Annotated in this window: 24 protein-coding genes and 1 pseudogene; 11 read left to right on the forward strand and 14 right to left on the reverse strand. The window is 64.3% G+C overall.

Translation table 11 applies throughout. From position 1 onward, the window contains the following. Positions 1 to 229: 229 nt before the first annotated feature. Positions 230 to 502, forward strand: a complete 273-nt coding sequence (locus YUA_RS49745; protein ID WP_156947036.1) for a hypothetical protein — start codon at positions 230 to 232, stop codon at positions 500 to 502. 134 nt (positions 503 to 636) lie between these two features. Here the strand turns inward: YUA_RS49745 and YUA_RS43345 are convergent, their stop codons facing one another. From YUA_RS43345 to YUA_RS46790, 3 genes are all read right to left on the reverse strand, one after another. Next, positions 637 to 1,713 (reverse strand): TauD/TfdA family dioxygenase, encoded by a 1,077-nt coding sequence (locus YUA_RS43345; protein WP_245285089.1) that lies wholly within the window; start codon positions 1,711 to 1,713, stop codon positions 637 to 639. A gap of 1,189 nt (positions 1,714 to 2,902) precedes the next feature. Continuing rightward, a complete protein-coding gene (locus YUA_RS46785) occupies positions 2,903 to 3,190 on the reverse strand; it encodes a tetratricopeptide repeat protein (RefSeq protein ID WP_027529211.1) in 288 nt (95 codons plus the stop codon). Continuing rightward, positions 3,191 to 3,505, reverse strand: a complete 315-nt coding sequence (locus tag YUA_RS46790; protein WP_027529212.1) for a tetratricopeptide repeat protein — start codon at positions 3,503 to 3,505, stop codon at positions 3,191 to 3,193. Positions 3,506 to 3,843: 338 nt separating this feature from the next. Here YUA_RS46790 and YUA_RS43355 point away from each other — a divergent pair, with 338 nt between their 5' ends. Beyond that, the gene (locus YUA_RS43355; protein WP_256375355.1) at positions 3,844 to 4,578 is read left to right on the forward strand and encodes an outer membrane protein; all 735 of its coding nucleotides are present in this window, start codon (positions 3,844 to 3,846) and stop codon (positions 4,576 to 4,578) included. Positions 4,579 to 4,852: 274 nt separating this feature from the next. On the opposite strand, the pseudogene YUA_RS43360 reads toward YUA_RS43355, so the two are convergent. The 5 genes and pseudogenes from YUA_RS43360 to YUA_RS0102440 form a co-directional block, all read right to left on the reverse strand. Beyond that, positions 4,853 to 5,230, reverse strand: a pseudogene (locus YUA_RS43360) (sulfite exporter TauE/SafE family protein); the annotation flags it as partial. Between the two features lie 76 nt (positions 5,231 to 5,306). Continuing rightward, positions 5,307 to 6,563 carry a CCA tRNA nucleotidyltransferase gene (locus YUA_RS0102425; protein WP_027529214.1) on the reverse strand — a complete coding sequence of 419 codons (1,257 nt, stop codon included), beginning with the start codon at positions 6,561 to 6,563 and terminating at the stop codon, positions 5,307 to 5,309. Positions 6,564 to 6,573: 10 nt separating this feature from the next. After that, the gene (locus YUA_RS0102430; protein ID WP_027529215.1) at positions 6,574 to 6,837 is read right to left on the reverse strand and encodes a DUF6111 family protein; all 264 of its coding nucleotides are present in this window, start codon (positions 6,835 to 6,837) and stop codon (positions 6,574 to 6,576) included. Beyond that, positions 6,834 to 7,511, reverse strand: a complete 678-nt coding sequence (locus YUA_RS0102435) for a CoA pyrophosphatase (RefSeq protein WP_027529216.1) — start codon at positions 7,509 to 7,511, stop codon at positions 6,834 to 6,836. Before YUA_RS0102435 ends, YUA_RS0102430 begins: the two co-directional genes overlap by 4 nt. Next, positions 7,508 to 8,119 (reverse strand): DUF1285 domain-containing protein, encoded by a 612-nt coding sequence (locus YUA_RS0102440; protein ID WP_027529217.1) that lies wholly within the window; start codon positions 8,117 to 8,119, stop codon positions 7,508 to 7,510. The genes YUA_RS0102435 and YUA_RS0102440 overlap by 4 nt, the downstream gene beginning before the upstream one ends. A 272-nt stretch (positions 8,120 to 8,391) precedes the next feature. On the opposite strand from YUA_RS0102440, the gene YUA_RS0102445 reads away from it, so the two are divergent. The 4 genes from YUA_RS0102445 (at position 8,392) to YUA_RS0102460 (ending at position 15,362) form a co-directional block, all read left to right on the forward strand. After that, positions 8,392 to 9,390, forward strand: a complete 999-nt coding sequence (locus YUA_RS0102445; protein ID WP_027529218.1) for a MoxR family ATPase — start codon at positions 8,392 to 8,394, stop codon at positions 9,388 to 9,390. Then, complete coding sequence (locus YUA_RS0102450) at positions 9,390 to 10,334, forward strand: DUF58 domain-containing protein (RefSeq protein ID WP_027529219.1); 945 nt, start codon at positions 9,390 to 9,392, stop codon at positions 10,332 to 10,334. The genes YUA_RS0102445 and YUA_RS0102450 overlap by 1 nt, the downstream gene beginning before the upstream one ends. Continuing rightward, the gene (locus YUA_RS0102455) at positions 10,331 to 13,144 is read left to right on the forward strand and encodes a DUF4159 domain-containing protein (RefSeq protein WP_027529220.1); all 2,814 of its coding nucleotides are present in this window, start codon (positions 10,331 to 10,333) and stop codon (positions 13,142 to 13,144) included. Before YUA_RS0102450 ends, YUA_RS0102455 begins: the two co-directional genes overlap by 4 nt. 154 nt (positions 13,145 to 13,298) lie before the next feature. Beyond that, positions 13,299 to 15,362, forward strand: a complete 2,064-nt coding sequence (locus YUA_RS0102460) for a membrane protein (protein ID WP_027529221.1) — start codon at positions 13,299 to 13,301, stop codon at positions 15,360 to 15,362. Positions 15,363 to 15,488: 126 nt separating this feature from the next. Here the strand turns inward: YUA_RS0102460 and YUA_RS0102465 are convergent, their stop codons facing one another. Next, entirely contained in the window at positions 15,489 to 16,124 is a 636-nt protein-coding gene (locus YUA_RS0102465) for a DUF1007 family protein (RefSeq protein WP_035970321.1), read from the reverse strand. Positions 16,125 to 16,295: 171 nt separating this feature from the next. Here YUA_RS0102465 and YUA_RS49750 point away from each other — a divergent pair, with 171 nt between their 5' ends. The 5 genes from YUA_RS49750 (at position 16,296) to YUA_RS0102490 (ending at position 21,041) form a co-directional block, all read left to right on the forward strand. Then, positions 16,296 to 16,433, forward strand: a complete 138-nt coding sequence (locus YUA_RS49750; RefSeq protein ID WP_156947037.1) for a hypothetical protein — start codon at positions 16,296 to 16,298, stop codon at positions 16,431 to 16,433. 39 nt (positions 16,434 to 16,472) lie between these two features. Continuing rightward, a complete protein-coding gene (locus YUA_RS0102475) occupies positions 16,473 to 16,658 on the forward strand; it encodes a hypothetical protein (protein ID WP_027529223.1) in 186 nt (61 codons plus the stop codon). Positions 16,659 to 16,736: 78 nt separating this feature from the next. After that, positions 16,737 to 17,966 (forward strand): GTP-binding protein, encoded by a 1,230-nt coding sequence (locus YUA_RS0102480; protein ID WP_027529224.1) that lies wholly within the window; start codon positions 16,737 to 16,739, stop codon positions 17,964 to 17,966. A gap of 145 nt (positions 17,967 to 18,111) precedes the next feature. Then, positions 18,112 to 18,516, forward strand: a complete 405-nt coding sequence (locus YUA_RS0102485) for a DUF2946 family protein (RefSeq protein ID WP_027529225.1) — start codon at positions 18,112 to 18,114, stop codon at positions 18,514 to 18,516. A gap of 161 nt (positions 18,517 to 18,677) precedes the next feature. Beyond that, complete coding sequence (locus YUA_RS0102490) at positions 18,678 to 21,041, forward strand: TonB-dependent receptor (protein ID WP_027529226.1); 2,364 nt, start codon at positions 18,678 to 18,680, stop codon at positions 21,039 to 21,041. Positions 21,042 to 21,117: 76 nt separating this feature from the next. Here the strand turns inward: YUA_RS0102490 and YUA_RS0102495 are convergent, their stop codons facing one another. The 5 genes from YUA_RS0102495 to YUA_RS0102515 form a co-directional block, all read right to left on the reverse strand. Next, positions 21,118 to 21,501: a RidA family protein gene (locus YUA_RS0102495; protein WP_035970324.1), complete on the reverse strand. Its 384-nt coding sequence runs from the start codon at positions 21,499 to 21,501 to the stop codon at positions 21,118 to 21,120. Between the two features lie 40 nt (positions 21,502 to 21,541). After that, on the reverse strand, positions 21,542 to 23,167 hold the full coding sequence (locus YUA_RS0102500; protein ID WP_035970325.1) for an amidohydrolase family protein: 1,626 nt from the start codon (positions 23,165 to 23,167) through the stop codon (positions 21,542 to 21,544). Between the two features lie 10 nt (positions 23,168 to 23,177). Next, complete coding sequence (locus YUA_RS43365; RefSeq protein ID WP_051383078.1) at positions 23,178 to 24,497, reverse strand: MFS transporter; 1,320 nt, start codon at positions 24,495 to 24,497, stop codon at positions 23,178 to 23,180. A gap of 250 nt (positions 24,498 to 24,747) precedes the next feature. Continuing rightward, on the reverse strand, positions 24,748 to 25,518 hold the full coding sequence (locus YUA_RS0102510; RefSeq protein ID WP_027529229.1) for an IclR family transcriptional regulator: 771 nt from the start codon (positions 25,516 to 25,518) through the stop codon (positions 24,748 to 24,750). A gap of 275 nt (positions 25,519 to 25,793) precedes the next feature. After that, positions 25,794 to 26,309: a GNAT family N-acetyltransferase gene (locus YUA_RS0102515; protein ID WP_027529230.1), complete on the reverse strand. Its 516-nt coding sequence runs from the start codon at positions 26,307 to 26,309 to the stop codon at positions 25,794 to 25,796. Positions 26,310 to 26,424: the final 115 nt, after the last annotated feature.

The raw sequence follows: 26,424 nt of genomic DNA on the forward strand, positions 1-26,424 counted from the left end.
ACGCGCTCAGCGCAGACTGCGCTCCCAGTGCCACTTGATCGCAGGGCCGGAAGGCTCATCAACTTCTCGCGTCCTGCGATGTCGCCAGGCGACATTTGTCAAATCGCACGATCGCTCGCCCCATACGGGTCCGTAATGTCGGGGATGTGACCAGCCGTGAAGTCCGGATCGGTTGGGACTCCGCGGCCGAGCCTTACCTGAGGAGCCAAGGGGCAGCCGGAGAAAAACGATGCGTTCCATTTTGGCCTTGGGCCTTTTGATTTCCCTGTGCGGCGCTGCGAACGCGGCGACGGTGCGTCACGCGCACCGGCACGCGGTTGTTCACGCCCATCGGGGCTGGTCACCAAGTTCCGCTTCGAGCTTTGCCTACGCGCCGGACCGGCCGCCGACCCAATTCGGTGCGGCGCCCTCCGGTGGCAACACTGAAGCGTATTACGGCGCTTCTCAGGGTTATGCGCCCGGCGAAAAGGAGCGGTTTCTGAACAGCTTGCACGGCCCGTAGACGCTTGAGCCCGTAAGTGCTTGGGCCCGTAAGTGCTTGGGCCAGCACCTCACGTCCATCTCGCCGGCGATGCCGTCGGGGCGGACGCTACCGAGCGGCGTAGTCTGACCTCGACCATCAATCCAGCGGCACGTTCAGACTGGTGCCTTTGGTGATGATGCCGCCACGGTTGCCGATCTCGATCGAGCCATAGCGCTGCTTGAAGCAGTCGGGCAGCGGCCGGTCACCTTCCATGCTGAGCCAAAGGCGCAGCAAATGACGTTTTTGGCTTGCATTGGGCCAATCGCGGAAGCCGGTCCGGTCATGCAACAGGGCATGATTGTAGACAACAGGGCATGATTGTAGACGAACTGCATATCACCCGGCTGAAGCCGCATACCAAAATGCAAGCCGGGGTCGTTTGCGAGCGCGTCGAACAGATCGAGCGCCTCGACGTGAGCCGGCGTCAGTCTTGGCGCATCGGGAAAGCGCTGCGCACTGTCGATATACTGACGCTGATAGAACCCGGTCAGGAATCCCGCATGCCAATTCAGCACCGGGATTTCAAGATATGGTTTTTCGTTCTCCGGGACCTCGCCGCGCCGGTCCGTCGCGATGGGATCGAACAGGAGAGCGGCAAGGTCGGGACGCCTGTCAAACATCGCGTTGTAGATGGTCGTCGTACTGACGAGGAGAGAGTCGCCTCCCTCCATGGCTTCGCGAATGCATAACAGTCCCACCACGTCGGACGAATCCGTGTGGAATGTTTGCCGTTCCGACGTCTGATAAATCCGGGTGTTCGGATCCCTCGCATCGGCGCCGATGTCACGGACGTGACCGAGAATGTGACCCGCTGCATTTTGCGACCGCGCCGATCCCAGATGCGCGCCCACCCCGCAAAAGATCGTGGCCGCAAACTCCTGGCTGTAATTCGCCACCGGGAGACCGCGTATGACCTCGAAACCCAAGCCAGTCAGCAACCTTGTCTTGAGCCCTGCCAGATGCGCGCCGAAGCGGGGAAGCGGAAAGCTTTCCCTGGTGATGTCGGCGATCTTCTTGCTTCGGCCAAGATAGGATTTTGCCGCGTTCTCAAGCTCCGCGATCTCGCTGGCCGCAAGCGATATCAGCCATCGCTCAGGATTGGCCTTCATCTCAGCGCCCTGCCAGGCCGATGGGATGTCGACCCTCCCTGAAGGGCGATCGATCCCGCGGGTCGCCGAGACCACATTCATGGTGTTTATTCCTGAGAAGATTGATCGCCAGAAAGAGCGTCGGACCATCGACGATATTGTGCCGACCGCTTGTTTGCAACTTGACCAGGCACAATGCATGGGCCGGGCAATCGTCGCACATAACGTTGAGATCAGATCTGCGACGGAACGCAAACGAATGACTCGTGCCCCTCGCTGAAGCGCAGCCGCGATCCGAGTGCACGGTCACGGCAATACACTCGACGCCCGCTTCTCTGCGAGCAACCGCGCACCAGCGGACATCACTGGAGGTCACAGAAGAGCCAGAAGCGACATTGCAACGGCGCGAGCTGGCGGCGTTCTGTCGGCCACCATGTCGATGGCACGGATGCTCCTACGTCCTCCGAATTGCCGGCATCAGAATGTTGTGATACAATCTCTAGCTGTCGGGACGGCTGTTCTGTCCCGGTTTGGGGAGGTACCTTATGCGATCGTCATTGGGCTTCGTCGTGCCGTCAGTCGTCGCTACCTTGTCATCCGTCTTGCTGTGTAGCACCACGGCAATGTCGCAACCCACGCCAAACTCCACGCTTCCCGCCGTCTCGGTCGAAGCGCCGAAGGCAAGACCGACAGCTGTGCCGAGGCAGGGGCCAACGACCGTGACATCTCATCACCGGGCAACCGGCACATCATCAGCTCAAAATCCGCAGTTCGCCCCGGGTTCAGCATTGTGGAGGCTTGCCAAGCTGGAGAGAGAAGCCCGCAGCTGCAACGGTGGTTGCGAAACAAGTTTCAGGGTCGGCAACGCTCCCTGGGTTGGATGTAGCCTTGCCGGCCAGGGAGGGGTTGATGGTAGCATGTTCTCGCCAACATGCACAGACACGCTCAGCTACAACACTTACGCGCAGTGCGTAGAGACCAAGGCCTTCCTTGGCGCGCAACCTAGAGAATCTCGGTGGATTTGCACCAGCCTGCTGGCCGGGGGCAAGCTGCCCGGCGAAAAGCGAGTAGCCGAGCAATTGGGCCGCCGCTAGTTCACTTCGCCCGGCGGCTGCATCAGAACATAGGTTAGCATGGCTCGAACGTTTCGAGCCATGCGGAATGCTCGCTTCGGATCAGGAGCGCAGGTCGGACAAAGCGCCGACAGCGTGCGCGTCGGCCAACCCCAGCCATCAAGCCGTCAGCGCCGCCGCGTCATCGCGCTCAACTCCGTCTTGACGCGCGCCATGGACTACGGGCCATCCGGGTCGGACGGAACGAGCTGCGCGTACGCTGCGAAGTCGGACAATGCTTCTTGCAGACTGCGCTTCTTCTCACGTGCCACGCCGCGGTTGTAATAGGATTTGGCAAATTTCGGATTGAGCCGGATCGCTTCGTTGTAGTCCGCGATGGCACTGTCGAGATCGCCTTTGGCCAGAAAAGCGTCGCCGCTGTTGTCATAGGCCTCGACATATTTCGGATCGAGGCGGAGTGCAGAATCGTATTCGCCGATGGCGCGATCGCGGTCGCCCTTGGCCATTCAGGCGTTGCCACGGTTGATGTAGACCGCGACGCGCTTCGGATCGACCCGGATTGCCTCGCTGTAGTCGGCGATGGCGCGGTCGAGGTCGCCCTTGTTCTTATATTCGGCACCGCGGTTTAAGTAGATTTTCGCGAGCTCCTCGCCCGTGAACTCTCCCGACGCAATGGCGCGGGAGCACGCCGCGATGGCGGCGTCGCCTGATTGCCTTGCGCAGGTGTCCGCGTCGTCTGCGACAGCCACAATGGGCATCCCTGCGAGAGCCGCCACGGTCAACCATGGGAACAACCGGTATACTGTGGAGCGCATCTGCATCACATGTGGGTTCCGCAATCGACGGGAGGAGCCGGGATAGCGAATTTCGCCATTCTCCCTCGGCGCTGATCCCGTCCCCTTAGTCGGCGGCGCAGCGCGAATGGTTCGTCAACGAGACGGGTTGGCCGAGTGGAACTTCAATTTCGCAGCTCAATCCATCCGTATTTCACAGGGTGTTGCCTGAAGTGCACAGGTATCGTCGCGTGCTTGTGGTTAGATCAGCCTGCGGGCTAACGGGAGATGGTCTGTGCGGACGTGGATTCCTGCTGCTATCGCCACGATTGTGATCACTGGTTCGGTCAACGCGGCCGATCTCGCGCCCGTGTACAAGGCGGCGCCTGCGGGCAGCGGCACCGGTCGCCTACAGTTGGTCCGGATTCTACCTGGGCGGCAGCGTGGGCGTCACGTGGAGCGACACACGGGCGGACCCCGTGTCATTTACGACCACCGGCGTTGACTTTTCCGGGCGCCAGGCCGTTGGCCAATTTCCGAGGTTCGACGTCGGCGATACCGCTTTCACCGGCGGGGTTGAGGTTGGATACAATTTCCAATTCGGGTCGAATTGGGTCGCAGGTATTGAAGCCGATATCAACTCCAGCGGTCTGAAGAAGACCGACACGCGCGTGTTCCCGGCGACCCCTTTCATCGGCGGCGGCGTCATCGACGCCAATACCGAATCCGCTACACAAAAGCTGGGCTGGCTTGGGACCGTACGCGGTCGCCTCGGGTTTACCACCCTGAACAACAGGTTGCTTGCGTTTGCAACCGCTGGCCTGGCCTATGGAAAGGTCGATGACAGCATCTATACCATTGGCGTCCCAAACGGCGCGGGCCCATTTCTGATCAGCGCCGGCTCGGCGGCGGTTCGCATCGGGTGGACGGCGGGCGGCGGCCTGGAATACGCATTTTCCAGCAACTGGAGGGCCAAGTTCGAATACCTCTACTACGATCTTGGCGCGCAAAACCTCACCCTGGATTACGCCCCGGTTCCGGGCGACGCGAACAATACGATCACGTACAGATTTCACAACAACGGCAATCTGGTGCGCGTCGGCCTGAACTACAACTTCTAGAGATGAACGGGACGTCCGCCGCCGCTGTCGCCGAAGGCCAATGGCCAGCAAAAATCGGCCTCAACTCGGGGCTGGCTGAGCTGAGGCCAATTTGCTGGACTGACGGGCTTTCACCAGACCAGGCATGTCAGAATGCGCTACAGGCGGCACTCCATACCATTGGCCATCCGGTCTACCTCGGAATTTTCCGAAAGTTCCGAATCGCGCACTAGCTTTTGCTTGCGCTGTGTTGCTGACCATCGGTGCCTCAACCCCCGCCTGACGCCAGGGCCATCTACCCGATCAGCTGCCTCGCCGCCGCCGAGATCATCACCAGCCCGCCGGTGATCACCGCAACATCGAGGATCGCGGTGTGGATGTGCACCGGCATCCGCTCGACGAAGGCTTTGGCCAGGAACGCGCCGGGGATGGCGATGCCGCCGATCAGAAGCGCGAAGGCGAGCACCTGCGCAGTCACCGCGCCAGCGAGGCCGAACACCGAGATCCTGATGAGACCGGTGCCGAGCGAGATCATCGCGTCGGTTGCGATCACGGCAGCGCCTTCGAGGCCCGCGGCCATCATTAGCGAGAGCAGGATCACGCCCGAGCCTGACGTGCCGCCGACGAGAACGCCGTAGCCGACGGATCCTGCCGCAAGGCCAGTGTCGCCGAGCGCGGAGATCGCGATGATCGGCACCACCGGCTCGGCGCCGACCAGCGGCAGATGTCTGCGAAGCCTGAAACGATGGTCACGTTCTCTCGTCGCGGCTGATGCGTGCCGCAGCTTGATCGGCAATGACGGCGAGTGCGGCTTCGTCTAGTGGAAAATCCGCCGCAAGCCAAGCGTCCTCGGCGAGTGTCAACACATGTCCGAGCGCAGGCCCTTCGGCCATGCCGCGCGCGATGAAGTCGGCGGCGCGCAGCGGAAATTTCGGCGCGGTCCAGCGCTGCGGCAATTCGGCGAGTTCGCGCCAGCGCGACGAGGTCACGTCGCCGCCGCTGCGCGCCCAGGCCAGCAACACACGATCATGATAGCGCTCGGCACCAAGACGGTAGACCAGCCGCCGCGCATTGGCCTCGTCCCTGGTGGGAAGACGCCACCAGCGATGGCCCATCGAATCCAGCGCCTTGGTTTCCGCATTGGATAGCCTCAATCGCGTGGCGACACGCTTGGCGTCTTCGGTGACGGCCACGGTGAGCGCAGCCAGCCGGCGCGTGCTGCTTGCCGGCAGACCGAGCGCGTGCTCGATTGCGATCATCGCCGTCAGCGGCCCGGTATAGGCGACACCACCGATCATCGCTTGCAGCAATCCGCTGTCGGCCATCGACAGCACTGCTGCGCATGCGCCGCCCGCGACCAGCAATTTCAGCATCTCCATGCGCACCCGCTCGGCCGAGAGCGTCGCAAGGCCTGCGCGCCCGCGGATGCAGGCGAGATAGCCGTTGCGATCGGGCTCGCCGACGCCGAACGCGGCATGGATGCGGAAGAAACGCAGGATGCGCAGGTAATCCTCGGCGATGCGCTGGTCGGGGTCGCCGATGAAGCGCACGCGCTGCGCCTTGGCATCCGCGATGCCGCCGACATAGTCGTAGACGACTCCGTTGGCGTCGACCGACAGGCCGTTCATGGTGAAGTCGCGACGCTCGGCGTCCTTCACCCAGTCGCGACCGAACACGACCCTGGCCTTGCGGCCGAAGGTTTCGGTGTCCTCGCGCAGCGTCGTGACTTCGTAAGGCACGCCATCGATGACGAGCGTGACGGTGCCGTGGTCGATGCCAGTCGGCACGCTCTTGATGCCGGCGCTTTTCGCGCGACGCACGACCTCCTCCGGCAGCGCCGTGGTCGCGATATCCGTATCGCCCGGCGGCAGGCCGAGCAGAGCGTTGCGGACGGTGCCGCCGACCACACGCCCTTCCTCGCCATCCGCGTTGAGCAGTTGCAGGACGCGCGCCGTCCCGCCTGCGGTCAGCCAGGGCGCACCGGCGAGTATCGGCTCTGCGCTCATCATGCAGCCCTTATTTTTCAGTGCCCGGCACGAGCTTGCCGTTCACGACATGGGCGGGAACGTAAGTGGAGTTCGGCGCGGCGCCGGAGAAATGCGCGAGCCCGATCAGCCCGGCGATGACGAGCACGAGCGCCACCAGGATAAGGCGCGCGACGACGGTGATCGGCCAGGACGATTGCACGAACAGGCCGGACCGCGTGGCGGCCAGGAACAGCGCATAGACGGCAAAGGGGATGAGGAAGATTCCGATCTCGGTCAGAACCGGCCGGATCATGACGAGTAGATCCGCTCATACAGCACACGCAACATTCCGGCCGTCGCACCCCAGATGTAGCGCTCTGCAAACGGCATCGCGTAGTAAAACCGCTCCATGCCGCGGAATTCCTTGCTGTGCACCTGGTGGTTCGCCGGATTCATCAGGAAGGATAGCGGCACTTCGAATGCGTCATCAACCTCGGAATGGTTGATGGTGAGATGAAAGCCCGGCCGCACCCGGGCGACCGTCGGCAGGATGCGGAAGCCGAACGCAGTGCCATAGAGATCGAGATAGCCGATCGGCTCGACGAAATCTCTGGACAACCCGACCTCTTCCTCGGCCTCGCGCAGCGCGGCGTCGAGCGGCGAGGAATCGGTGACGTCGATCTTGCCGCCGGGAAAGGCGATCTGGCCCGCATGATCGTTGAGATGCGCCGAGCGCTGCGTCAGCAGGATCGTCGGCTCGGGATGGTCGACCACCGCGATCAGCACAGCTGCGGGGCGCACAGGCTGCTCGCGCGCGACGATCTCGAGCATCTTGTCGGTGCCGGGATCGCCGGAGGCGGGAACGATATTCGGATCAAACAGGCCGGGCGGCACGTCGAAGCCGAGCTTCGCCCTGGAGCGGGCAAAGAAATCCGCCGCGCGGAAAGCGACGGGCTCGTGCTCGCTCTTGGAAATAGGCTTGTTCAAAGCGCGGCCCTCACCTGCTCCGCGTCGGCCATGGCGAAGAATTCGCCGGCCGACTCGACGCCGAACATCGGCTGGCCATCGACCATCCGCTCCTCCCCCATGTCAACCAGATCGTAATAGAGCGCACGGGTGACCTTGGCCCAGAGGTCGGCGCGGACGTGCAGATATGGCGTCAACCCGCCGTCCCTGGCCTGCTCGAAGCGCAGCCGGTGCGCGGCGTCGCAGGTGACCCAGTCGTCGACATTGGTGCGGAAGCTCAGCACGCGATGGTTGTCCTCGCCCTGCTTCAGCATCTCGACCGCCATGAACGGTGCGTCGTCGACACGGATGCCGACCTTCTCCACAGGCGTGACGAGGAAATGCTTGTCGCCCTCGCGCTTGAGGATGGTCGAGAACAGGCGGACCAGCGCGTGCCGCCCGATTGGCGTGCCCATGTAGAACCAAGTACCATCGGTGGCGATTCGGATATCGAGATCGCCGCAAAACGGCGGATTCCACAGATGCACCGGAGGCAGGCCCTTTTTGGCGCCTTCGGCAGTGGCAGCACTTTTGGCGGCGGCAGTCAGCCCCTCAAGACCGCGATCGGCGCTCTGCCCTTGGTTCGCCATGGTTTGCCCTGACTTTGTCCGTTGGCACGATTGGTGCAAGTCTGATCAGTACGTCTACGTTGTACGTAACTGTACGGTTCCACCCGGTAAAGTCCGGTGTGGAGGTCGCCACTTCGTGATGCCGTACATAACCCGAAGCCGATAAGGTGGGGATAGGTTAATTCAACGAATACATGGCCTTCCTGCAAGTCTAGCATAGGGCCCATGTTGCAAGTTGATGCGATCATTTGACGACGCAAGATAGCCGCGTGGCAGGCTTAAGGAGCTAACGGATGGCGGAAAGTGTCGAGAAGCTCGAAGACGGTGTCGTCCGTTCGGCCGAGCAGGTGTCGAGCCAGGTGCGCGCCGCGAAGGACGCGATCGCATCGGTGATCTTCGGCCAGGATCGCGTGATCGAGAACACGCTGGTCACGATCCTCTCCGGCGGCCACGCGCTCCTGATCGGCGTGCCCGGGCTTGCCAAGACCAAGCTGGTCGAGACGCTCGGCGTCACGCTCAGTCTCGATGCCAAGCGCATCCAGTTCACGCCTGACCTGATGCCGTCGGACATTCTCGGCGCCGAAGTGCTCGACGAGAGCGTCGCGGGAAAACGCTCGTTCCGATTCATCTCCGGCCCCGTGTTCGCGCAATTGCTGATGGCCGACGAGATCAACCGCGCCAGCCCGCGCACGCAATCGGCGCTGCTGCAGGCGATGCAGGAGCAGCACATCACCGTCGCCGGCGCGCGCCACGATCTGCCAAAGCCGTTCCACGTGCTCGCGACGCAGAACCCGCTGGAGCAGGAAGGCACCTATCCGCTGCCTGAAGCGCAGCTCGACCGTTTCCTGATGGAGATCGACGTCGATTATCCCGATCGCGATGCCGAACGGCGCATCCTGTTCGAGACCACCGGCGCCGAAGAGACGCTGGCGAAGGGCTCGATGAGCGCGGACGCGCTGATCACCGCGCAGCGGCTGGTGCGCCGCCTGCCCGTCGGCGACTCCGTGGTCGAAGCCATCCTGTCGCTGGTGCGCTCGGCTCGTCCGGGCGAGGAGAGCGGCGAGGCCGGCAAGTTCATCGCCTGGGGCCCCGGTCCGCGCGCCAGCCAATCCCTCATGCTGGCCGTGCGCGCCCGCGCGCTGATCGACGGACGTCTCGCGCCCTCGATCGACGACGTGCTCGACCTCGCCGAGCCGATATTGAAGCACCGCATGGCATTGACCTTCCAGGCACGTGCCGAAGGCCGGACGATTCCGGACGTGATCAAACAATTGAAGACGCGGATCGGTTGATGGCTGCAGAGACCGGGCACACAGCGAGGGAGATAGCAGCGATCCGACGTGCCGATGGCGAAAGCCGTACGCTCGCCGCTTCGCTGCCGCGCCTGGTGCTCGAGGCCCGCCGCATCGCCGCCAACGTCATTCACGGTCTGCATGGCCGCCGACGCGCCGGCCCTGGCGAGAATTTCTGGCAGTACCGTCGCTTCGTCTCCGGCGAGCCGTCGCAGAACGTCGACTGGCGCCGCTCGGCGCGTGACGACCATCTTTATGTCCGCGAGCTCGAATGGGAAGCTTCGCACACGGTCTGGATCTGGCCGGACCGCTCGCCGTCGATGGCATTCGCCTCCAAGACCGCGCGTGAATCCAAGCTCGAACGCACCTTGATCGTCGCGTTTGCACTGGCAGAATTGCTGGTCGCGGGCGGCGAGCGCGTCGGTATTCCCGGGCTGATGTCGCCGACTGCAAGCCGCAGCGTCATCGACAAAATGGCGCAGGCGATGCTGCATGACGATGCCGACCGGCTGAGCCTGCCGCCGTCCTTCGTGCCTGCGGCGCTCGCCGAGACCATCGTGCTGTCGGATTTCTGGTCGCCGATCACGGAGATCAGGACCACGCTCGCAGGGCTCTCCGGCTCCGGCGCGCATGGCATGCTGGTGCAGATCGTCGATCCCGCCGAAGAGAGCTTCCCCTATTCCGGCCGCGTCGAGTTCGTCGAGCCCGAGGGCTTTGGCGTGATCACCGCCGGCCGCGCCGAAAGCTGGGCGGAGGATTATACCGCGCGGCTGGCGCTGCACCGCGACCAGATCCGCGCCGAGACCAACAAGCTCGACTGGCTGTTCACGACGCATGCGACCGACCGCTCGGCCGCCGAATTGCTGCTGTTCCTCCACGCCGGCATGCAGGTGAGCAAGTCGGGCGCTCGCACCACCTCGATCAAGGCGGGGCCGGCCGCATGATGGGATTGCCGCTCGCCTTCACCGAACCGCTGCTCTTGATCGGCCTCGTCAGCCTGCCGGTGCTGTGGTGGCTCTTGCGCGTGATGCCGCCGCGGCCGCGCCGCATCGAGTTTCCGCCGACACGCCTGCTGTTCGACATCGCGCCACGGGAAGAGACGCCGGCGCGGACGCCATGGTGGCTGACCGCACTGCGGCTGCTCGCCGCAGCCCTGGTGATCTTCGCGGCCGCCGGCCCGATCTGGAATCCGCAGACCGGCCTTGCGGCCAGCAAGGCGCCGCTGATGATCATGTTCGACGACGGCTGGAGCGCCGCATCGAACTGGGACGTCAGGATCCGGGCCGCCGACGAGCTGATCGCCAACGCCGACAACGACCGCCGCGCGATTGCGCTGGTGCCGCTGTCCGAGTCGAACCGCGACATCACGCTGATGCCGGCGGGCGCGGCGCGCGTTGCGCTGCGGCAGATCGTGCCGAAACCCTATTCGATCGAGCGCGTTGAAACCCTTACCGCGATCGATCGTTTCCTGAAAGCGACTGGCGACTGCGAGATCGCCTGGCTGTCTGACGGCGTCGACACCGGCCGTGGCGAAGAGTTCGTGCAAGGGCTCGGCAAGACCATCGGAGATCGCAGCTTGACGGTGTTCGAAGGCGGCACCTCCTCCTCGCTGGCGCTGGTCGCGGCGGAGAACGCGGCTGCGAGGATGACGGTGAAGGTGCTGCGCACCGACAGCGGCATTGCCGCCGGCACCGTGCGGGCGCTGGACCAGAAGGCCTCGCCAATCGGCGAGGCGCGCTTCACCTTCGGACTGCAGGACAAGGAGACCGAGGCGGCGTTCGACCTGCCGGTCGAGCTGCGCAACGACATCTCGCGGCTCGAGATCTCCGGCGAGCGTTCGGCCGGCGCGGTGCAGCTGCTCGACAAGCGCTGGCGGCGGCGCGCCATCGGCATCGTCTCGGGCGCAAGCAGTGAGACCGCGCAGCCGCTGCTGGCGCCGACCTTCTATCTCACGCGCGCGCTGGCGCCGTTCGCCGACGTGCGGCTCGCCGACAAGGGCTCGCCGCAGCAGGGCATCACCCAATTCCTCGACCAGAAGCTGCCGATGATCATCCTGGCCGATGTCGGCACCGTCGCGCCCGAACTGCGCGAGCGCCTCAACGCCTGGATCGACCAGGGCGGCGTGCTGGTGCGGTTCGCAGGTCCAAGGCTCGCGCAGGCCGAAGACGATCTCGTTCCGGTCAAGCTGCGCAAGGGCGGCCGCACGCTCGGCGGCAGCCTGACCTGGGAGAAGCCGCAGCATCTGGCCAGCTTCGCGGCCGATGGTCCGTTTGCCGGCGTCGTCGTCCCCAAGGACGTCACCGTGAGCCGGCAGGTGTTGGCCGAGCCCGATGCGGTGCTCGCCACCAAGAGCTGGGCCTCGCTCGAAGACGGCACGCCGCTCGTGACCGGCGAGCATCGCGGCAAGGGGCTGGTCAGCCTGTTCCACGTCAGCGCCGACATGCGCTGGTCGGATTTGCCGATGTCCGGCACCTTCGTCGAGATGCTGCGGCGGGTCGTCGACATGTCCGGCTACACGTCCAAGCCCGGCCCCGGCGTTGCCGCCGAAGCGACCGCCGAGACGCTCTCGCCGCTGCGCATGCTCGACGGCTTCGGCGCCTTCGGGCCGCCGCCCGCCACCGCAAAGCCGCTGACGGCTGATTATCGCGACCGCGCCACGCCGGACCATCCGCCCGGCTTCTACGGGCCGGCAGAAGGACCGCTCGCCGTGAACACGCTCGCCGCCGCCGACCGCATCGCAGCCCTCAACACCGCAGGCCTGCGCGCCCGGCACGCCACCTACACGAACGCCGAGCCGCGCGATCTGCGTGGCTGGCTGCTGTCGACCTCGCTGGCGCTGTTCCTGGTGGACGCGATCATCGTGGCGCTGCTCGGCGGCGGCCTCGCCGCGCTGCTGCGCCGCCGCGCCGCGCCCGCCATGATCCTGCTTGGGCTCATGCTCGCAGGCATCGCGGTGCTTTCGCCGACGCCGTCGCACGCCGACAGCATGTCGGACGAATTCGCGATGAAGTCGACCTCGCAGACCCGCCTCGCCTATGTCGTCACCGGCAATGCCGACGTCGATTCCATCGTCAAGGCCGGCCTGTCCGGCCTGACGCTGTTCCTGGCGCAGCGCACCGCGCTCGAGGCCGGCGATCCCGTCGGCGTCGATCCCGTGCGTGACGAGCTCGCCTTCTTCCCACTGATCTACTGGCCGATCGTGCCTGGCGCGCCAAAACCGCCGCAGGACGCCATCAACAAGATCGACGCCTATATGAAGCAGGGCGGCACCGTGATCTTCGACACCCGCGACGCGGTCGAGGCGCCGCCTGGCGAGAACGGCGCGTCGCAGACGCCGGGCATGCAGGCCCTGCGCGAGATCCTGTCCTCACTCGACGTGCCCGAACTCGAGCCGGTGCCGCGCGAGCACGTGCTGACCAAGACCTTCTATCTGCTGCGCGACTTCCCCGGCCGCTTCAACTCGGGCCAGACCTGGGTGGAAGCGCTGCCGCGCGAGGACGACGACGAGAGCGCACAGCGCCCCGCCCGCGGCGGCGATGGCGTCTCGCCGATCATCATCACCTCCAATGACCTCGCCGGCGCCTGGGCACTCCGTCCCGACGGCCAGCCGATGCTGCCGCTCACGCCGGGCGAGCCGCGCCAGCGCGAATTCGCCTACCGCGCCGGCGTCAACATCGTGATGTACACGCTGACCGGCAACTACAAGGCCGACCAGGTGCACGCACCGGCCCTGATCGAACGGCTGGGGCAATGAGCACCGCCGTCATCCTGAGGTGCGAGACCGGCGGTGCGCCCGCACCGCTGGCCGAGCCTCGAAGGATGCGCCACGCCCACCGACCAAGCATCCTTCGAGGCGCGTCGCAAGTGCGACGCGCTCCTCAGGATGACGCAAACGTGCTGGATCTAACATGAATTACGGCATCGCCTTTACGCCGCTTGTCCCCGCGATCGTCCTGTGGATCGCGCTTGCTGCGACCGTGGTCATCGCAATCGTGCTGCTGCTTGCGCGGGCGCGCGGCGCAGCAGTGCGCGTGGCTGCACTGGCGCTGTTTTTGCTGGCGCTCGCCAATCCCTCCTTCACGCGCGAGGACCGCGATCCGCTCACCTCGGTCGCCGCCGTCGTGGTCGACAAGAGCCCGAGCCAAAATTTCGGCAAGCGCAACCAGGAAGCCGCGAAGGCGCAGGAGGCGCTGGTCGACAGCCTGAAGAAGATCAAGGGGCTTGAGGTACGCGTCGTTGATGCCGGACAGGCCGACGGCGAAACCGACGGCACAAAGCTGTTCGGCGCAGTGGCCTCCGCATTGTCGGACGTTCCGGTCGACCGCGTCGCCGGCGCGTTCCTGATCACCGACGGCCGCGTCCACGACATTCCGGCCAACGCCGCCGCGCTCGGCTTCCAGGCACCGGTGCAGGCCCTGATCACCGGACAGAAGGACGAGCGCGATCGCCGCATCGCGATCACGGCGGCGCCGCGCTTCGGCATCGTCGGCCAGAACCAGACCATCACCTACAAGCTCGACGACCAGGGTGTCACCGGCGAGCGCGCCAAGGTCACGGTTCGCCGCGACGGTGAGGTCATCAACGAGCGCACGCTCTCGAGTGGCCAGAGCGCAAGCGTCGACGTCGAGATCAAGCATGCCGGCCCGAACATCGTCGAGATCGAGGCCTCGCCGCTCGAGCGCGAGCTGACACCGGTGAACAATCGCGCGGTCGTCGCCATCGACGGCGTGCGCGACAAGCTGCGCGTGCTCCTGGTGTCGGGTGAGCCGCATTCCGGCGAACGCACCTGGCGCAACCTCTTGAAGTCCGACGCCAGCGTCGACCTCGTGCATTTCACAATTCTGCGTCCGCCGGAGAAGCAGGACGGCACGCCGATCAACGAACTGTCGCTGATCGCGTTTCCGACGCGTGAGCTGTTCCAGCAGCACATCAACGAATTCCAGCTGATCATCTTCGATCGCTACGCCCGCCAGGGCGTGCTACCGATCGCCTATTTCGACAACATCGCGCGCTATGTGCGCGCGGGCGGCGCCGTGCTGGTGTCGGCTGGTCCCGACTACGCCTCGACCACCAGCATCTGGCGCACGCCGCTCGACACGGTGCTGCCGGCCGAGCCGGTCGGCGTCACCGAGAAGCCGTTCTATGCGCATCTCTCCGACATCGGCAAACGCCATCCCGTCACGCGCGGGCTGGAGGGCTCGGCGTTCGAGCCGCCGCACTGGAGCCGCTTCTTCCGCACCGTCGAGACCCGCAATTCGGTCAACCCGCCGGTGATGACGGGTGCGGACGGCAAGCCGCTGCTGTTTCTGTCGCGCTTCGGCGAGGGCCGTGTCGCGCTCTTGCTGTCCGACCACATCTGGCTATGGGCGCGCGGCTATGAGGGCGGCGGTCCGCATCTCGATCTGCTCAGGCGGATGTCGCACTGGCTGATGAAGCAGCCGGACCTCGACGAAGAGGCACTGCGCCTCCAGGTGCAGGGCAAGGATCTCGTGGTGGTGCGCCAGACCATGGCGGATAGTGTCCAGCCGGTGAGCGTGACCTCGCCCTCCGGCGTCTCGCATGATCTGACGCTCAGCCCCGGCGACCCCGGCGAGTGGCGCGCCAGCCTGCCGGCCAGCGAGCTCGGCCTCTGGCAGGCGACCGACGGCACGCTGAAGGCGCTGATCAATGTCGGCCCGACCAATCCGAAGGAGTTTTCGGAAGTCACCTCCACCACCGAGGCATTGAAGCCGCTGACGCAGGCGACCGGCGGCAGCGCCGTGCGGATCGCGGATGGCGGGAGCGTCGAGCTGCCCCGCATCGTCCCGGTGCGCTCAGCGAGCGTCTTCTCAGGTGACGGCTGGATGGGCGTTCGGATGCGCGACGCCAGCGTCGTGAAGGGCGTCGGCGTACTGCCGATCTTCGCCGGCCTGATCGGCCTGTTGCTGCTGCTCGGCGCCTTCGCCGCGACATGGCTGCGTGAAGGGCGCTGATCTCGCTCCTTGTTATGGCCGCAGGATGTGGCGCACCGAACGGTGCGGCTCATGCCGACGCCACACCGGTCGCTCAGGACATGAGAATCACGGTCCAGGCAGCCCAGGAAAATTTGCGGGATCTGGTCACGGGCACTTCACCTGAATTTTGTTGGCGAAGATTTCTCCATAGGTGCTGGAGGAATCGAGCGGCACGGCATCGAGTTGGCTGAGCCGAGCCTGCTCGGCCGGCGTCGGCTGGTGCGGAAGATCGTAGGTCACGGCGCATTGCGGCGCGCCGTTCAGAGAAACCGGCTTGTCCTTGGCGAATTCGAAATCGACGAAGATCGTGGGGTCGTAGACCTCGATCTGCATGGCGTTGGCAGAGGCGGCCGCTTTCAGGGGCAAGGTGAAGTGCAGGGTAAGGGCTGCGCTCTTGTATTCGAGCCAATAATCGACCGGGTCGCCGAACTTCAGCTTCTTGCCGTCGGCGCGCGCGTAGGTGAAATAAGCGTACTCCTTGAGGGAATCCATGTTGGTCTGGGCCAGCGAGGTCAGCTCCTCGCGCGTGTACTGTCCCTTTTTGGCGTGGGAGATGCCCTGAAGCGCATAGGCCGAAAACATGTCGTCGAAGGTCCATTCATGACGGATGCCCGTCATCCGGCCGTCGGCGGCGTAGAGAACTTCGCTATGGAACGTCACCCAGACGTGGGGATGCGCCTCCGCACGGTGCACAAGCGACCAAAGCAGAATGACTGCGCAGCAGTAAGACATCAGTTTCATGATGATGTGTTCGCCGAATCGAGAGATTGAGAATCCGTAGCAGCGGGGCCGGGCGAAGAGCCTTGCCGTCCCGATGTTCGCTCCTGCCAAGAGAGCTGTTCCCTTCTGGTGGTTCCGCAGCTTAAGAACCACCGGCGCCATACTTGGCCGCTTGCCGGCGATCGGGGCGCAATGGACGCGTCGAATGTGGCGACCGAGGGGCCCTCGACGAACCTGCAATCGTCCGCGCAGTTGCCCACATTCGACGAGTGGACGCAGATGCCCGAAGCGATGCATTGCAGCTTGACGACCTCGGCCAAGGCGGTGTAGCTGAATGTAATGTTATAACATTACATATCCGGAGCGGCCATGTCCGAGCCTCTGATCGCGGAAATCCTCAGCCTGCCCGTCAACCGCAAGACGACAGTTAAGGCTCTGACCACGGACGCCGTCATTCGCGGAGTTGACTTCAGGTCCAGGCGTCGGGAGCGAGTTTACGACGCGGACAAGATCTGGTCCGGGGAGCACACGGTGCTGGACTACACCGAGATCTAAGCCCGTTGCGCCGCGGAGCTCGATGCGGAAGCGCCCGCAAGCCTGTCCTCGACTGTCCACGTTTGATCCGGAGTGTTCATGAGCAAGCCTCAAATCGCGGGAGACCATCGTCTCCCCGTCACCGTCCTGTCCGGATTCCTTGGCGCGGGCAAGACCACGCTGCTCAACCACATCCTCAACAACCGGGACGGGATGAAGGTCGCAGTCATCGTCAACGATATGAGCGAGGTGAATATCGACGCCGCGCTGGTGAAGCATGACGGCGGACTCTCACGGACCGACGAGAAGCTGGTCGAGATGTCAAACGGCTGCATCTGCTGCACGCTTCGGGATGATCTTCTGAAGGAAGTGCGTCGCCTCGCCGACGATGGACGCTTCGATTACCTCGTCATCGAATCGACAGGGATTGGCGAACCGCTGCCCGTTGCGACCACCTTCGACTTCCGGGACGAGGATGGGCGCTCGCTTGCGGATGTCGCGCGGCTCGACACCATGGTCACGGTCGTCGACGCTGTGAATCTGCTGAAAGACTATTCCAGCCAGGACTTCCTGCGTGATCGCGGCGAGATTGCCGGCGAGGAGGACGAACGCGCCCTCGTCGACCTACTCGTCGAGCAGATCGAATTCGCCGACGTCGTCGTGCTGAACAAGTCCGGGTCCGCCTCGCTTGAACAACGTGAGTTGGCGCGCAAGATCATTGTCTCGCTCAACGCGGAAGCTCGGATCATCGACGCCGATTATGGGCGCATCCCGCTCGACGCCATCCTCAACACGGGCCGGTTCGATTTCGAGCGTGCCCAAACCCATCCGCTCTGGTTCAAGGAACTGAACGGTTTCAAGGACCATGTGCCGGAGACCGAGGAATACGGCATCCGTTCTTTTGTCTATCGCGCCCGTCGTCCGTTCGCGCCAATGGCCTTCAACGCTTTCGTCAGCAAGTCGTGGCCGGGCGTCGTTCGCGCCAAGGGATTCTTCTGGCTGGCGACCCGCCCCAACTTTGTCGGCGAACTCGCCCAGGCCGGCGCGATGGTCCGGACCTCCAAGCGCGGCCTGTGGTGGGCCGCTGTGCCGCGCGAGCGCTGGCCGGATAGCCCTGAATGGCACGACAGCATGAAACCCTATCTCGATCGCTTGTGGGGCGACCGGCGTCAGGAAATCGTGTTCATCGGCCTTGCCGATCAGATGGACGAAATGGCCATCCGCGCCGAACTCGACGCCGCACTGACCGGCATGATTGATGCTTTCACGCCAGATGCCTGGTGTCATCTCCCCGATCCATTTCCCAGTTGGGACAGGCAAGTGGCGTGATGCGCGACATCCGAAGTTGCAGGAATATCACATCGCTTTGTCGAACGAGTTTAGCGGCTCGGCCAAGGTTGACATCGGTCAAGTCGCCCTGCGACTGTAATTCAGTTGGCAGAGGAATTCTGCCGGCGGCGGGGTGCATTTTCATATGATGTGGGTTCGGTCGAACATTCAGCACGGTGCCCGGCTCGCGCTGTTCGCGCTGCTGGTGCAGCTTGTGCTGACGTTCGGCCACAGTCACGGGTTCGCCCAGGCTGCCCCCGTCATTCACTCGTCACAACAACAAGCTGACAGTCACAAACGCAGTACGGCGATCGATCACGTGTCGGTCGACAAGCAGTCTCCGGCCGGTCCCCACCGGGAGCACCCGGCGGAAGACAATTGCGCAATCTGTGCCATGGTCGCGATGGCGGGCACGGTCGTGTTTGCCACACCTCCGTTGCTCGAACTGCCGCAGGCCGTTCAACTCCTCTACCTCACCACCGACGCCGAATTCATCCATCTGAAATCGGCGGGCCGGGCGTTCCAGCCCCGCGCCCCTCCTGTGTCCTGACTTCCAATATTTGATCACGCTCGCGCCGGTGCCGCCTCACACGCGGACGAAACCTGCAAGAGCAATCGAAGTGGAATTCCGTTGTGCATCGACGGCAGGTAAACCACCGATCGACCATTCCGATCGGCGCCTGAGTGGGAATTGAGACGGGGATTGGGACAATGATATTCTTTTCAAGACGCGCGCAGCATTTGGGCGGAGCGAGTCTGCTCATGCTGTGTGCCGGCGCGACGCCGGCGATCTCACAAGACGCGGCGCCAGCCGAGCTCCCCTCCGTAACGGTTACGGCGCCGAGTCCGATCGTGCGGCGACACCCGGTCGCGGTGCCGTCGCGTACTGCTGCCCCACGCGTCGCACGCAGGGCCCGCACTCCGCAACCGCAACCGGCGACGCCAGCTGCCGCAACTGTTGCCGCGGCACCCCAGCAGGGCGTGCTGCCGATCGTGACCGACCAGTTCGCAACAGTTACGGTGGTGCCGAATGAGGAGATCCGCAGGGAGGGTGGCGCCCAGCTTGGCGATCTCCTGTTCTCCAAACCCGGCATCACCGGTTCGAGCTTTGCGCCCGGCGCTTCCAGCCGGCCGATCATCCGGGGTCTCGACGTCAACCGCGTCGGTATCCTCGAGAACGGCACCAATGCCGGCGGCGCATCCGATCTCGGCGAAGATCATTTCGTTCCGATCGATCCCCTTGCGACCAACCAGGTGGAAGTGATCCGTGGGCCCGCGGCGCTTCGCTATGGATCACAGTCGATCGGCGGTGTCGTCGCCGCCACCAACAACCGGATTCCCGACGCGGTGCCGTCTTGCGCCGCCGCGCCCTTCCAAAGTTACGGCTTGCCAGTCAAGGCACCGCTGGCGTCAGCGCAAACCTCGCCCTGCGTCACGGCCGAGACCCGCACCTCATTCGACTCCGTCAACCGCGGCGTCGAGGGCGGTATCCTGCTCGACGGCGGCGGCAACAACTTCGCCGTCCATGCCGACGCCTACGGCCGCAACACCTCCGACTACTACATTCCGGGTTATCCCTATCTGTTCGACAATACGCGGCCTGTCGGCAACCATCAGCCGAACTCGGCAGCCCGGTCGGACGGCGCCTCGATCGGCGGCTCGTACTTTTTCTTCGGCGGCTTCATTGGCGCGGCGATCACGCAGAACGACGCGCTCTACCACATCCCTGGCATCGACGGCGCCGACCACCAGACCCGCATCGATGCGCATCAGACCAAGATCACCATGAAGGGCGAGTACCGGCCGGACGCGGCGGCAATCGATGCAGTCCGATTCTGGGCCGGTGCGACCAATTACCGCCACAACGAGATCGGGCTCGCCGACCCGGCCGATCTGACCACCTTGGGCGTCCGGCAGACCTTCACGAACAGGGAGGAGGAGATCCGGGTCGAAACGCAGCTGATGCCGTTCAATGTACGCTTTGCGGAGGTGACGACTGCGTTCGGCTTTCAGGTCGGCCATCAGGAGCTGACCGCGCCGAGCCCGGACGACCCGGGCACACTCTTCAACGGCCTGTGGGACCCGAACCGCAACATGCGCGAAGCGGGTTACGTCTTCAACGAGCTGAAATTCACCGACACGACCAAGGCCCAGATTGCCGGCCGCATCGAGCATGTCGATCTGAGCGGATCGACGCCCGATTTCCCGGCCGATTTCCTGCCGAACGGCGATCCTCAGACCAGCATTGCGCGCAACCTGCATTTTACGCCAAAGAGCGGCAGTGTCGGCTTGATCCAGATCCTGCCATACGACCTCGTCGGCAGCCTCACGGCGCAATATGTCGAGCGCGCGCCCAAGCCCGCCGAGTTGTTTTCGCGCGGCGGACATGACGCCACGGCGACGTTCGACATCGGCAACCCCAACCTGACGATCGAGACCGCCAAAACGGTCGAGGTCGGCTTGCGCAAGGCGACGGGACCATTGCGATTTGAAGCAACCGCCTACTACACGCGCTTTGACAATTTCATTTTCCGCCGCCTCACCGGCGTGATGTGCGACGGCGACTTTGCCTCGTGCGGAGCGCCCGATGCAGAGCTCAACCAGGCAGTTTATTCGCAGCGGAACGCGATCTTCCGCGGCGGCGAATTCCAGAGCCAGGTCGATGTCGGGCCGCTCTACGGCGGCATCTGGGGATTTGAGGACCAGTTTGACATCGTCCGGGCCACCTTCACCGATGGCACCAACGTTCCCCGGATTCCGCCGGCGCGTATCGGTGCCGGCCTGTTCTGGCGCGACTCCAATTGGCTGACGCGCATCAACCTGTTGCACGCCTTCCCGCAAAGCAATGTCGCGGAGATCGCCGAGACGCCGACGGCCGGCTATAACCTTCTGAAGGCGGAGGTCACCTACAAGACCAAGCTCGGGCCCAACTGGATCGGCGCGAAAGAAATGTATGCGGGCCTGATCGGCAACAATCTTCTCAACGAGAAGATTCGCAATTCGGTCTCCTACAACAAGGACGAGGTCTTGATGCCCGGCATCGGCGTGCGGGCGTTTGCGAACTTCAAGTTCTAGGCTTGTTCCAGTCGGGGCCCTAGCGGCCCCGACGTCTGGTCCTCTCCGCCAGCGCCGCTTTGCGAGCGCCCGCCAATCACCTGCGATAGGCGACGCAGTCGATCTCCACCTTGCAATCCACCACCATGCTCGACACCACGCAGGCCCGCGCCGGCGGATTGGCGCCGAAATATTCGGCGAAGACCTTGTTGAAGCTTTGAAAGTCTCTGGGATCGTCGAGCCAGACGCCGCAACGCACGACATCCCCGGGCTCATAGCCGGCTTCAGTCAGGATGGCGAGCAGGTTGCGGATCGCCTTGTGCGATTGGGGGATGATGCCGCCCTCAATCACCTCGCCGTTTTCCATCGGCGTCTGCCCCGAAACGTAAAGCCAGCCGTCGGCCTCGACGGCGCGGGCAAAAGGAAGGTGCTGGCCGCCGGTGCCAGTGCCGCCGGCCGCGCCGTATCGTTTCAAGGTCATGGGTCTTGTCCTGTGTGTGGTGATTGGACTTGCGGGGCCGTCATCCCGCGATCAAGGCCCGGCCCGGCCGCGCGAACGTGCTGCGTCCGTCTGTGACCACGGCCTCGCCTGCGACGAATACCGAACGGATGCCTGCGGGCATTTCCGTCGGCGTCTCGAACGTCGCCTTGTCCATGATGGTCTCGTCGAACAGCGTGAGATCCGCGATCATGCCCGGCCGCAGGATGCCGCGGTCGGACAGGCCAAAGCGCTGGGCGGGCATCGCCGTCATCCGCCGTACGGCATCTTCCAACGTCAGCCAGCCTTGCTCGCGCGTCAGGCGGCCGGCGACGCGCGGGAAACTGCCATAGGCGCGCGGATGCGGCTTGGTGCCCGGGCGCGGAATGCCGTCGGAGCCGACCATGTGCAGGCGATGGGTGAAGGCCGCGCGCAGATCGGCCTCATCGAGCTGGAACATGATGATGCCGGTCTGGCCCTGGTCCTCCTCGATGCACCGAACCATGAGATCGAACGGCGAGATGCCCAGCTCGCGCGCGGCATCGACCATCGACTTGCCCTCGAGCGGCTTCAGCGCGGGATTGCCGGTGCCGGAGATGCGCACATTGTGCCAGCCGATCAGCACGATCTTGGACTGCGCCGCATGCGGATCGGGATCGCCCTCCTCCACCAGCATGCGCAGCGCCTCGCGCTCGGCCGGATCGCGCAGCCGCGCACGCAGCGCGTCGATGCCGCCTTCGAGCGCGGGCGGCGGCAGCAATTGCAGCATGTAGGAACTGCCGGCGGGATACGGATACATGTCGAAGGAGATATCGATCCCCTCCGCGCGCGCGGCCTCGAGCCGGTCGAGCGCCTTGGGGATCGCGCCCCAGTTCGGCTTTCCCGCCGATTGCAGATGCGACAGCAGCCCCGCCGCGCCCGAGGCGCGCAGGATCGCGATGAACTCGTCGATGGATTGCAGCAGACCCGCCTCGTAGCTGCGGATATGCGCGGTGAGCAGCTTGCCGTGAGCCCGCACCGTCTCCGCCAGCGCGCACAGCTCGTTGGTGTCGGCATAGGCGCTCGGCGGATAGACGAGGCCGAGCGACAGGCCGGCGGCGCCTTGGGCGAGCTGCTGCGCGAGCAGCGCCTGCATCGCCGCGATCTCCGGCTCCGTCGCCGCGCGGCGGTCGTAACCGAGCACGGCGAGCCGGATTGCGGCATGCCCGACCAGCGAGACGAAGTTGAGCGCCACGCCCGGCCCTTCCAGCGCCAGCCGGTAGCCGTCAAAACTGTCGAAGACTTCGTTCGCCCGGGTTTCGCCGGCGAGACCCGAGAAGTGCAGGCGCAGCATCTCGGCGGAGCCTGCGGTCGCCGGATAGAGCGAGAAGCAGCAATTGCCGACCACAAGCGTGGTCACGCCCTGCAACGCCTTCTCGGGCCGATCAGGCTCGCGCAGGCAGATCAGGTCGTCATGGCAATGGGCGTCGATGAAGCCCGGCGCGAGATAACATCCGCGCGCGTCGATGATGTCGGCCCCCTCCGCCGGCAGCGAGCCGCCGATCGCCGCGATGTGGCGACCACTGATGCGCAAATCGGCCTCGAACCACGGTGCGCCGGTGCCGTCGATCAGCCGGGCATTGCGGATGAGCGTGTCCTTAGCCCTGCTTTGGCTTGTACCTTGGGGCATGCCCCTCTCCTCATTGGGCCGGCACGACGTCCGGCGGCAGCGTTTCGGCGAAATCGGGAATCGATTCGATCCGCCCCAACACCACGACATAGAAGAAGATACCGATCAGCAGCACGACGCCGGCGATCATGAAGGCACCGGCAAAGGATTGCGTCCAGTCGACGACGATACCAGTCACGATCGGCGCGAGCACACCCATCATGTTATTGGTGAAATTGAGAATGCCGCCGACAGTTCCCGCGCCGCCCTTCGGCGCGATCAGCGACACGATCGAGGACCCGACGGGCGCGGCGGCGGACAATCCCGAGATCGCGATCGACAGCCACAGCAGCGCCCAGCCAGGCTTCACGGTGAAGGCGGCGCCGATGACGGCAAGCCCCATCAGCATGCCGACGATGATCACCGACTGGCGCACCCGCGTGCTGTCGTAACAGCGCGTGATCAAATGATCCACCAGGAACCCGCCGATCAGGAGGTCCGACAGCGTCGCGAAAATCCAGGGAATCGTCGAATAGCCCGCAGCCGACATCAGATTCATATGCATGGTCTGGGCGAGATAGCCCGGCAACCATGTGAGGAAGAGATAGAAGGTGTAGCCATAGGCGGAGAACCCGATGGTCAGGCCCCAGACCTTGCGGTTGCGCAAGAGGTAGCCGAGCATGCGGCTCTGCCCCGCCGTGGCAGGACCTTCCGGCGTGCCGCCGCCGGCGATGATGTAGTCGTGCTCCGCCTTGGAGAGCTTCGGATCTTCGCTCGGATTTCGATAGATGACGTAGTAGGCGACGAAATACAGAAAGCTCAGCAGCGCGGTGACGCCGAAACCCCAGCGCCAGCCGTAGAGAAAGATCACATAGGCGACCAGCGGCACGCCGATCACGTTGGAGAATTTGGCGGCGGAATCGAAGATCGCAGTCGAACGCGCGCGTTCGTCGAGCGGAAACCAATGGCCGGTCGCCTTCTGGCTGGCCGGAAAGGCCGGTGCTTCCGCGACGCCGAGCAACAGGCGCGCGCCGGCGATGCCCCAAAGTCCGCTGGCAAGCGCGGTGATGGTGGCGGCGACCGCCCACAGGAAGGTGCTGGCGCGGCCGACCATGGTGACGCCGAAGCGGTCGAGCACCATGCCGCCGGGGACTTGCAGCAGCGAATAGGTCCAGAAGAACGCGCTGCCGAGCAGCCCGATGTCCGTGGCGGAGAGGCCAAGCTCCCTGGTGAGTTCGGGCGTCGCGGCGGAGAGCCCGACGCGATCGATGTAGTTGATGAGAATTCCGACGCCGAGGAGGCAGCCGATCAGCCAGCGTCGCCCGGGTACCTGTTGGCCTGCCTTCGCCATTTTGAATCCTCGCTTGGAACGCAGGCTCGCGTCTCTCGCCCCGAATGGGAACGAGAACTTCGCCGCGCCTGCTGTTGCATTGTCTCTTATAGTGGACAATATTATCTTATAGCGTCACGTTAGATATTCTGGCGGCGTGATGTCAAGAGTGGACATGCGAGGGCGCGATCGGCCCGCAGCCGGGACGCGCGACGACGGCGCTACGGCCCGATGCAGGTGCATCGGCCGCAGCGCTGCCGCTCGACTGAATTCAGGGACGATCCGAGAGTTCGGTTGCGGTGGCGACGAGGTCGTCGAGCAGCGCAGTCCTGCGCTCCTTCACCGAGTCCGCGGGAACGACGAAGCAAAGCGTCGCGACCGCGACACCCTTCTTGTCGCGGATGGGGGCGGCAAGACACGACGTGAACCGATCGGACAGCGCCGTCGTCACGCATTTGCCGTCACGTCGCGCGCGCGCGACGTCCTTGATGAAATCGTCGATATCGAGGACGCGGCCGTCCGGAAGGCGGAAATCCTCTTTCGGAACGAACGCGCGAATGTCTGTCGGGCTCATATGATCCAACAGCAACCTGCCGGATGCGGTCCACGGCAGCGGCACCTCGATGCCGACATCCGTCGTGATCCGGAACAGGCCCGACCCGTCCCTTGTATCGACCACAACGTATTTGCGGCCACGCAACGCACAGAGTTGCGCGGTGGCACTATGCTGGGTCGCCAGCCGGTCGAGGGCTTCGCGGCATCGGCGATGCAGCGGATTGGCCTCCGCATAGGCGCGCCCGTAGAGATGCACGGCCTTGCCGAAATAGACCTGACCGCCTTCGCCAACGCTCTCCAGCAGGTCCGCCTGGATCAGGCGGTTGGCGATGGCATAGACGGTCGATCGCGGCGCGCCCATTTGCTTGGCGAGGTCGCTGAGCCTGGAGGGCGCGCGCAAATGCAACAGCGCTTCCAGGAGATCGATGGTCCGATCAATCCCGTTCTGGCGTTCCGCGGGCGAGGTGCCCTTTTTGGATGCGGCCAAACCTCACATATCCTTCGTCAGCTTCGCCTGCGGTTTTTGGCATAAACCGCGCCGACGGTATAGCGTGTCCGGCTTTTCCGCTTTCAGAATTCGGCTTAAAGTTGCTCAGCGCCAGCCGACGGTGTTGCCGTCGGTGTGGCACCGGTGAGTCACGAGCCCTGCATCTAGCGAACGGGGTTCTCAGGATCCAATTCGAAGATGCCGGCAACCTCCGCGAAGAGGGTCGATACGGCATCTTGCCTCGGGCATTCCTCGATGGAAATAGCGCGCCTCGACTACCCGCGCGCCTTGCTCCAGTCGGGCGCGACCGTGCCCGAGACGCCTTCGAGGGCGCCGTCGACGAGCTCGAACACCAGGACGCGGGCGGCATCGACCGGGCCCGGCATGGTGACGCGTCCCTTGGGGACGAGCTTGAAACCGACGCGGCTGTAATAGAGCTCGTCGCCGACCAGCAGCACGAGGCGATGGCCTTTGTCCCTGGCGTCCTTCAACGCCCGCTCCATCAGCATGCGGCCGATGCCGCGGCTGCGAAATGGCGGCTCGACGGTGAGCGGCCCGAGCAGCAGCGCCGGCGTCTCACCGATCATGACAGGCAATTGCCTGACGGAGCCGACCAGCAGCGTGCCGATGCGGGCCGTGAACGAGACGTCGCGCACATGGTCGACGTGTTCGCGGATGCGATAGGCGCTGAGCACGAAGCGGCCGGGGCCGAAGGTGCGCTCGTGCAGCCGCTCGATCGCCTGGGCGTCGCCTGGGGCTTCAGGACTGATGGTGATTGAGAGATCGTTCATATGACCAGAGCGTTTTTCGAGCGAAGTGAATCCCGATTCGCGTTCAGAAAACGCGTCAATACAGGAATCGGAGTAGCATCTGCGTATGTGGAGGTCCATGGGCGTTGCGCCCGAC

It is taken from the genome of Bradyrhizobium sp. WSM3983, assembly GCF_000473045.1.
In the GTDB taxonomy this organism is placed as follows: domain Bacteria; phylum Pseudomonadota; class Alphaproteobacteria; order Rhizobiales; family Xanthobacteraceae; genus Bradyrhizobium.

What these genes read in the sequence shown, in the direction of transcription:
- YUA_RS0102480 (WP_027529224.1), top strand. Translation starts at nt 16,737, where the DNA reads ATGAGCAAGCCTCAAATCGCGGGAGACCATCGTCTCCCCGTCACCGTC.
- YUA_RS0102465 (WP_035970321.1), bottom strand. Translation starts at nt 16,124, where the DNA reads ATGAAACTGATGTCTTACTGCTGCGCAGTCATTCTGCTTTGGTCGCTT.
- YUA_RS0102515 (WP_027529230.1), bottom strand. Translation starts at nt 26,309, where the DNA reads ATGAACGATCTCTCAATCACCATCAGTCCTGAAGCCCCAGGCGACGCC.
- YUA_RS0102460 (WP_027529221.1), top strand. Translation starts at nt 13,299, where the DNA reads ATGAATTACGGCATCGCCTTTACGCCGCTTGTCCCCGCGATCGTCCTG.
- YUA_RS0102425 (WP_027529214.1), bottom strand. Translation starts at nt 6,563, where the DNA reads ATGAGCGCAGAGCCGATACTCGCCGGTGCGCCCTGGCTGACCGCAGGC.
- YUA_RS0102440 (WP_027529217.1), bottom strand. Translation starts at nt 8,119, where the DNA reads ATGGCGAACCAAGGGCAGAGCGCCGATCGCGGTCTTGAGGGGCTGACT.
- YUA_RS49750 (WP_156947037.1), top strand. Translation starts at nt 16,296, where the DNA reads ATGGACGCGTCGAATGTGGCGACCGAGGGGCCCTCGACGAACCTGCAA.
- YUA_RS0102490 (WP_027529226.1), top strand. Translation starts at nt 18,678, where the DNA reads ATGATATTCTTTTCAAGACGCGCGCAGCATTTGGGCGGAGCGAGTCTG.
- YUA_RS0102495 (WP_035970324.1), bottom strand. Translation starts at nt 21,501, where the DNA reads ATGACCTTGAAACGATACGGCGCGGCCGGCGGCACTGGCACCGGCGGC.
- YUA_RS0102450 (WP_027529219.1), top strand. Translation starts at nt 9,390, where the DNA reads ATGGCTGCAGAGACCGGGCACACAGCGAGGGAGATAGCAGCGATCCGA.
- YUA_RS0102475 (WP_027529223.1), top strand. Translation starts at nt 16,473, where the DNA reads ATGTCCGAGCCTCTGATCGCGGAAATCCTCAGCCTGCCCGTCAACCGC.
- YUA_RS0102500 (WP_035970325.1), bottom strand. Translation starts at nt 23,167, where the DNA reads ATGCCCCAAGGTACAAGCCAAAGCAGGGCTAAGGACACGCTCATCCGC.
- YUA_RS49745 (WP_156947036.1), top strand. Translation starts at nt 230, where the DNA reads ATGCGTTCCATTTTGGCCTTGGGCCTTTTGATTTCCCTGTGCGGCGCT.
- YUA_RS43365 (WP_051383078.1), bottom strand. Translation starts at nt 24,497, where the DNA reads ATGGCGAAGGCAGGCCAACAGGTACCCGGGCGACGCTGGCTGATCGGC.
- YUA_RS46790 (WP_027529212.1), bottom strand. Translation starts at nt 3,505, where the DNA reads ATGCAGATGCGCTCCACAGTATACCGGTTGTTCCCATGGTTGACCGTG.
- YUA_RS0102455 (WP_027529220.1), top strand. Translation starts at nt 10,331, where the DNA reads ATGATGGGATTGCCGCTCGCCTTCACCGAACCGCTGCTCTTGATCGGC.
- YUA_RS0102485 (WP_027529225.1), top strand. Translation starts at nt 18,112, where the DNA reads ATGATGTGGGTTCGGTCGAACATTCAGCACGGTGCCCGGCTCGCGCTG.
- YUA_RS0102445 (WP_027529218.1), top strand. Translation starts at nt 8,392, where the DNA reads ATGGCGGAAAGTGTCGAGAAGCTCGAAGACGGTGTCGTCCGTTCGGCC.
- YUA_RS0102430 (WP_027529215.1), bottom strand. Translation starts at nt 6,837, where the DNA reads ATGATCCGGCCGGTTCTGACCGAGATCGGAATCTTCCTCATCCCCTTT.
- YUA_RS46785 (WP_027529211.1), bottom strand. Translation starts at nt 3,190, where the DNA reads ATGGCCAAGGGCGACCGCGATCGCGCCATCGGCGAATACGATTCTGCA.
- YUA_RS43345 (WP_245285089.1), bottom strand. Translation starts at nt 1,713, where the DNA reads ATGAATGTGGTCTCGGCGACCCGCGGGATCGATCGCCCTTCAGGGAGG.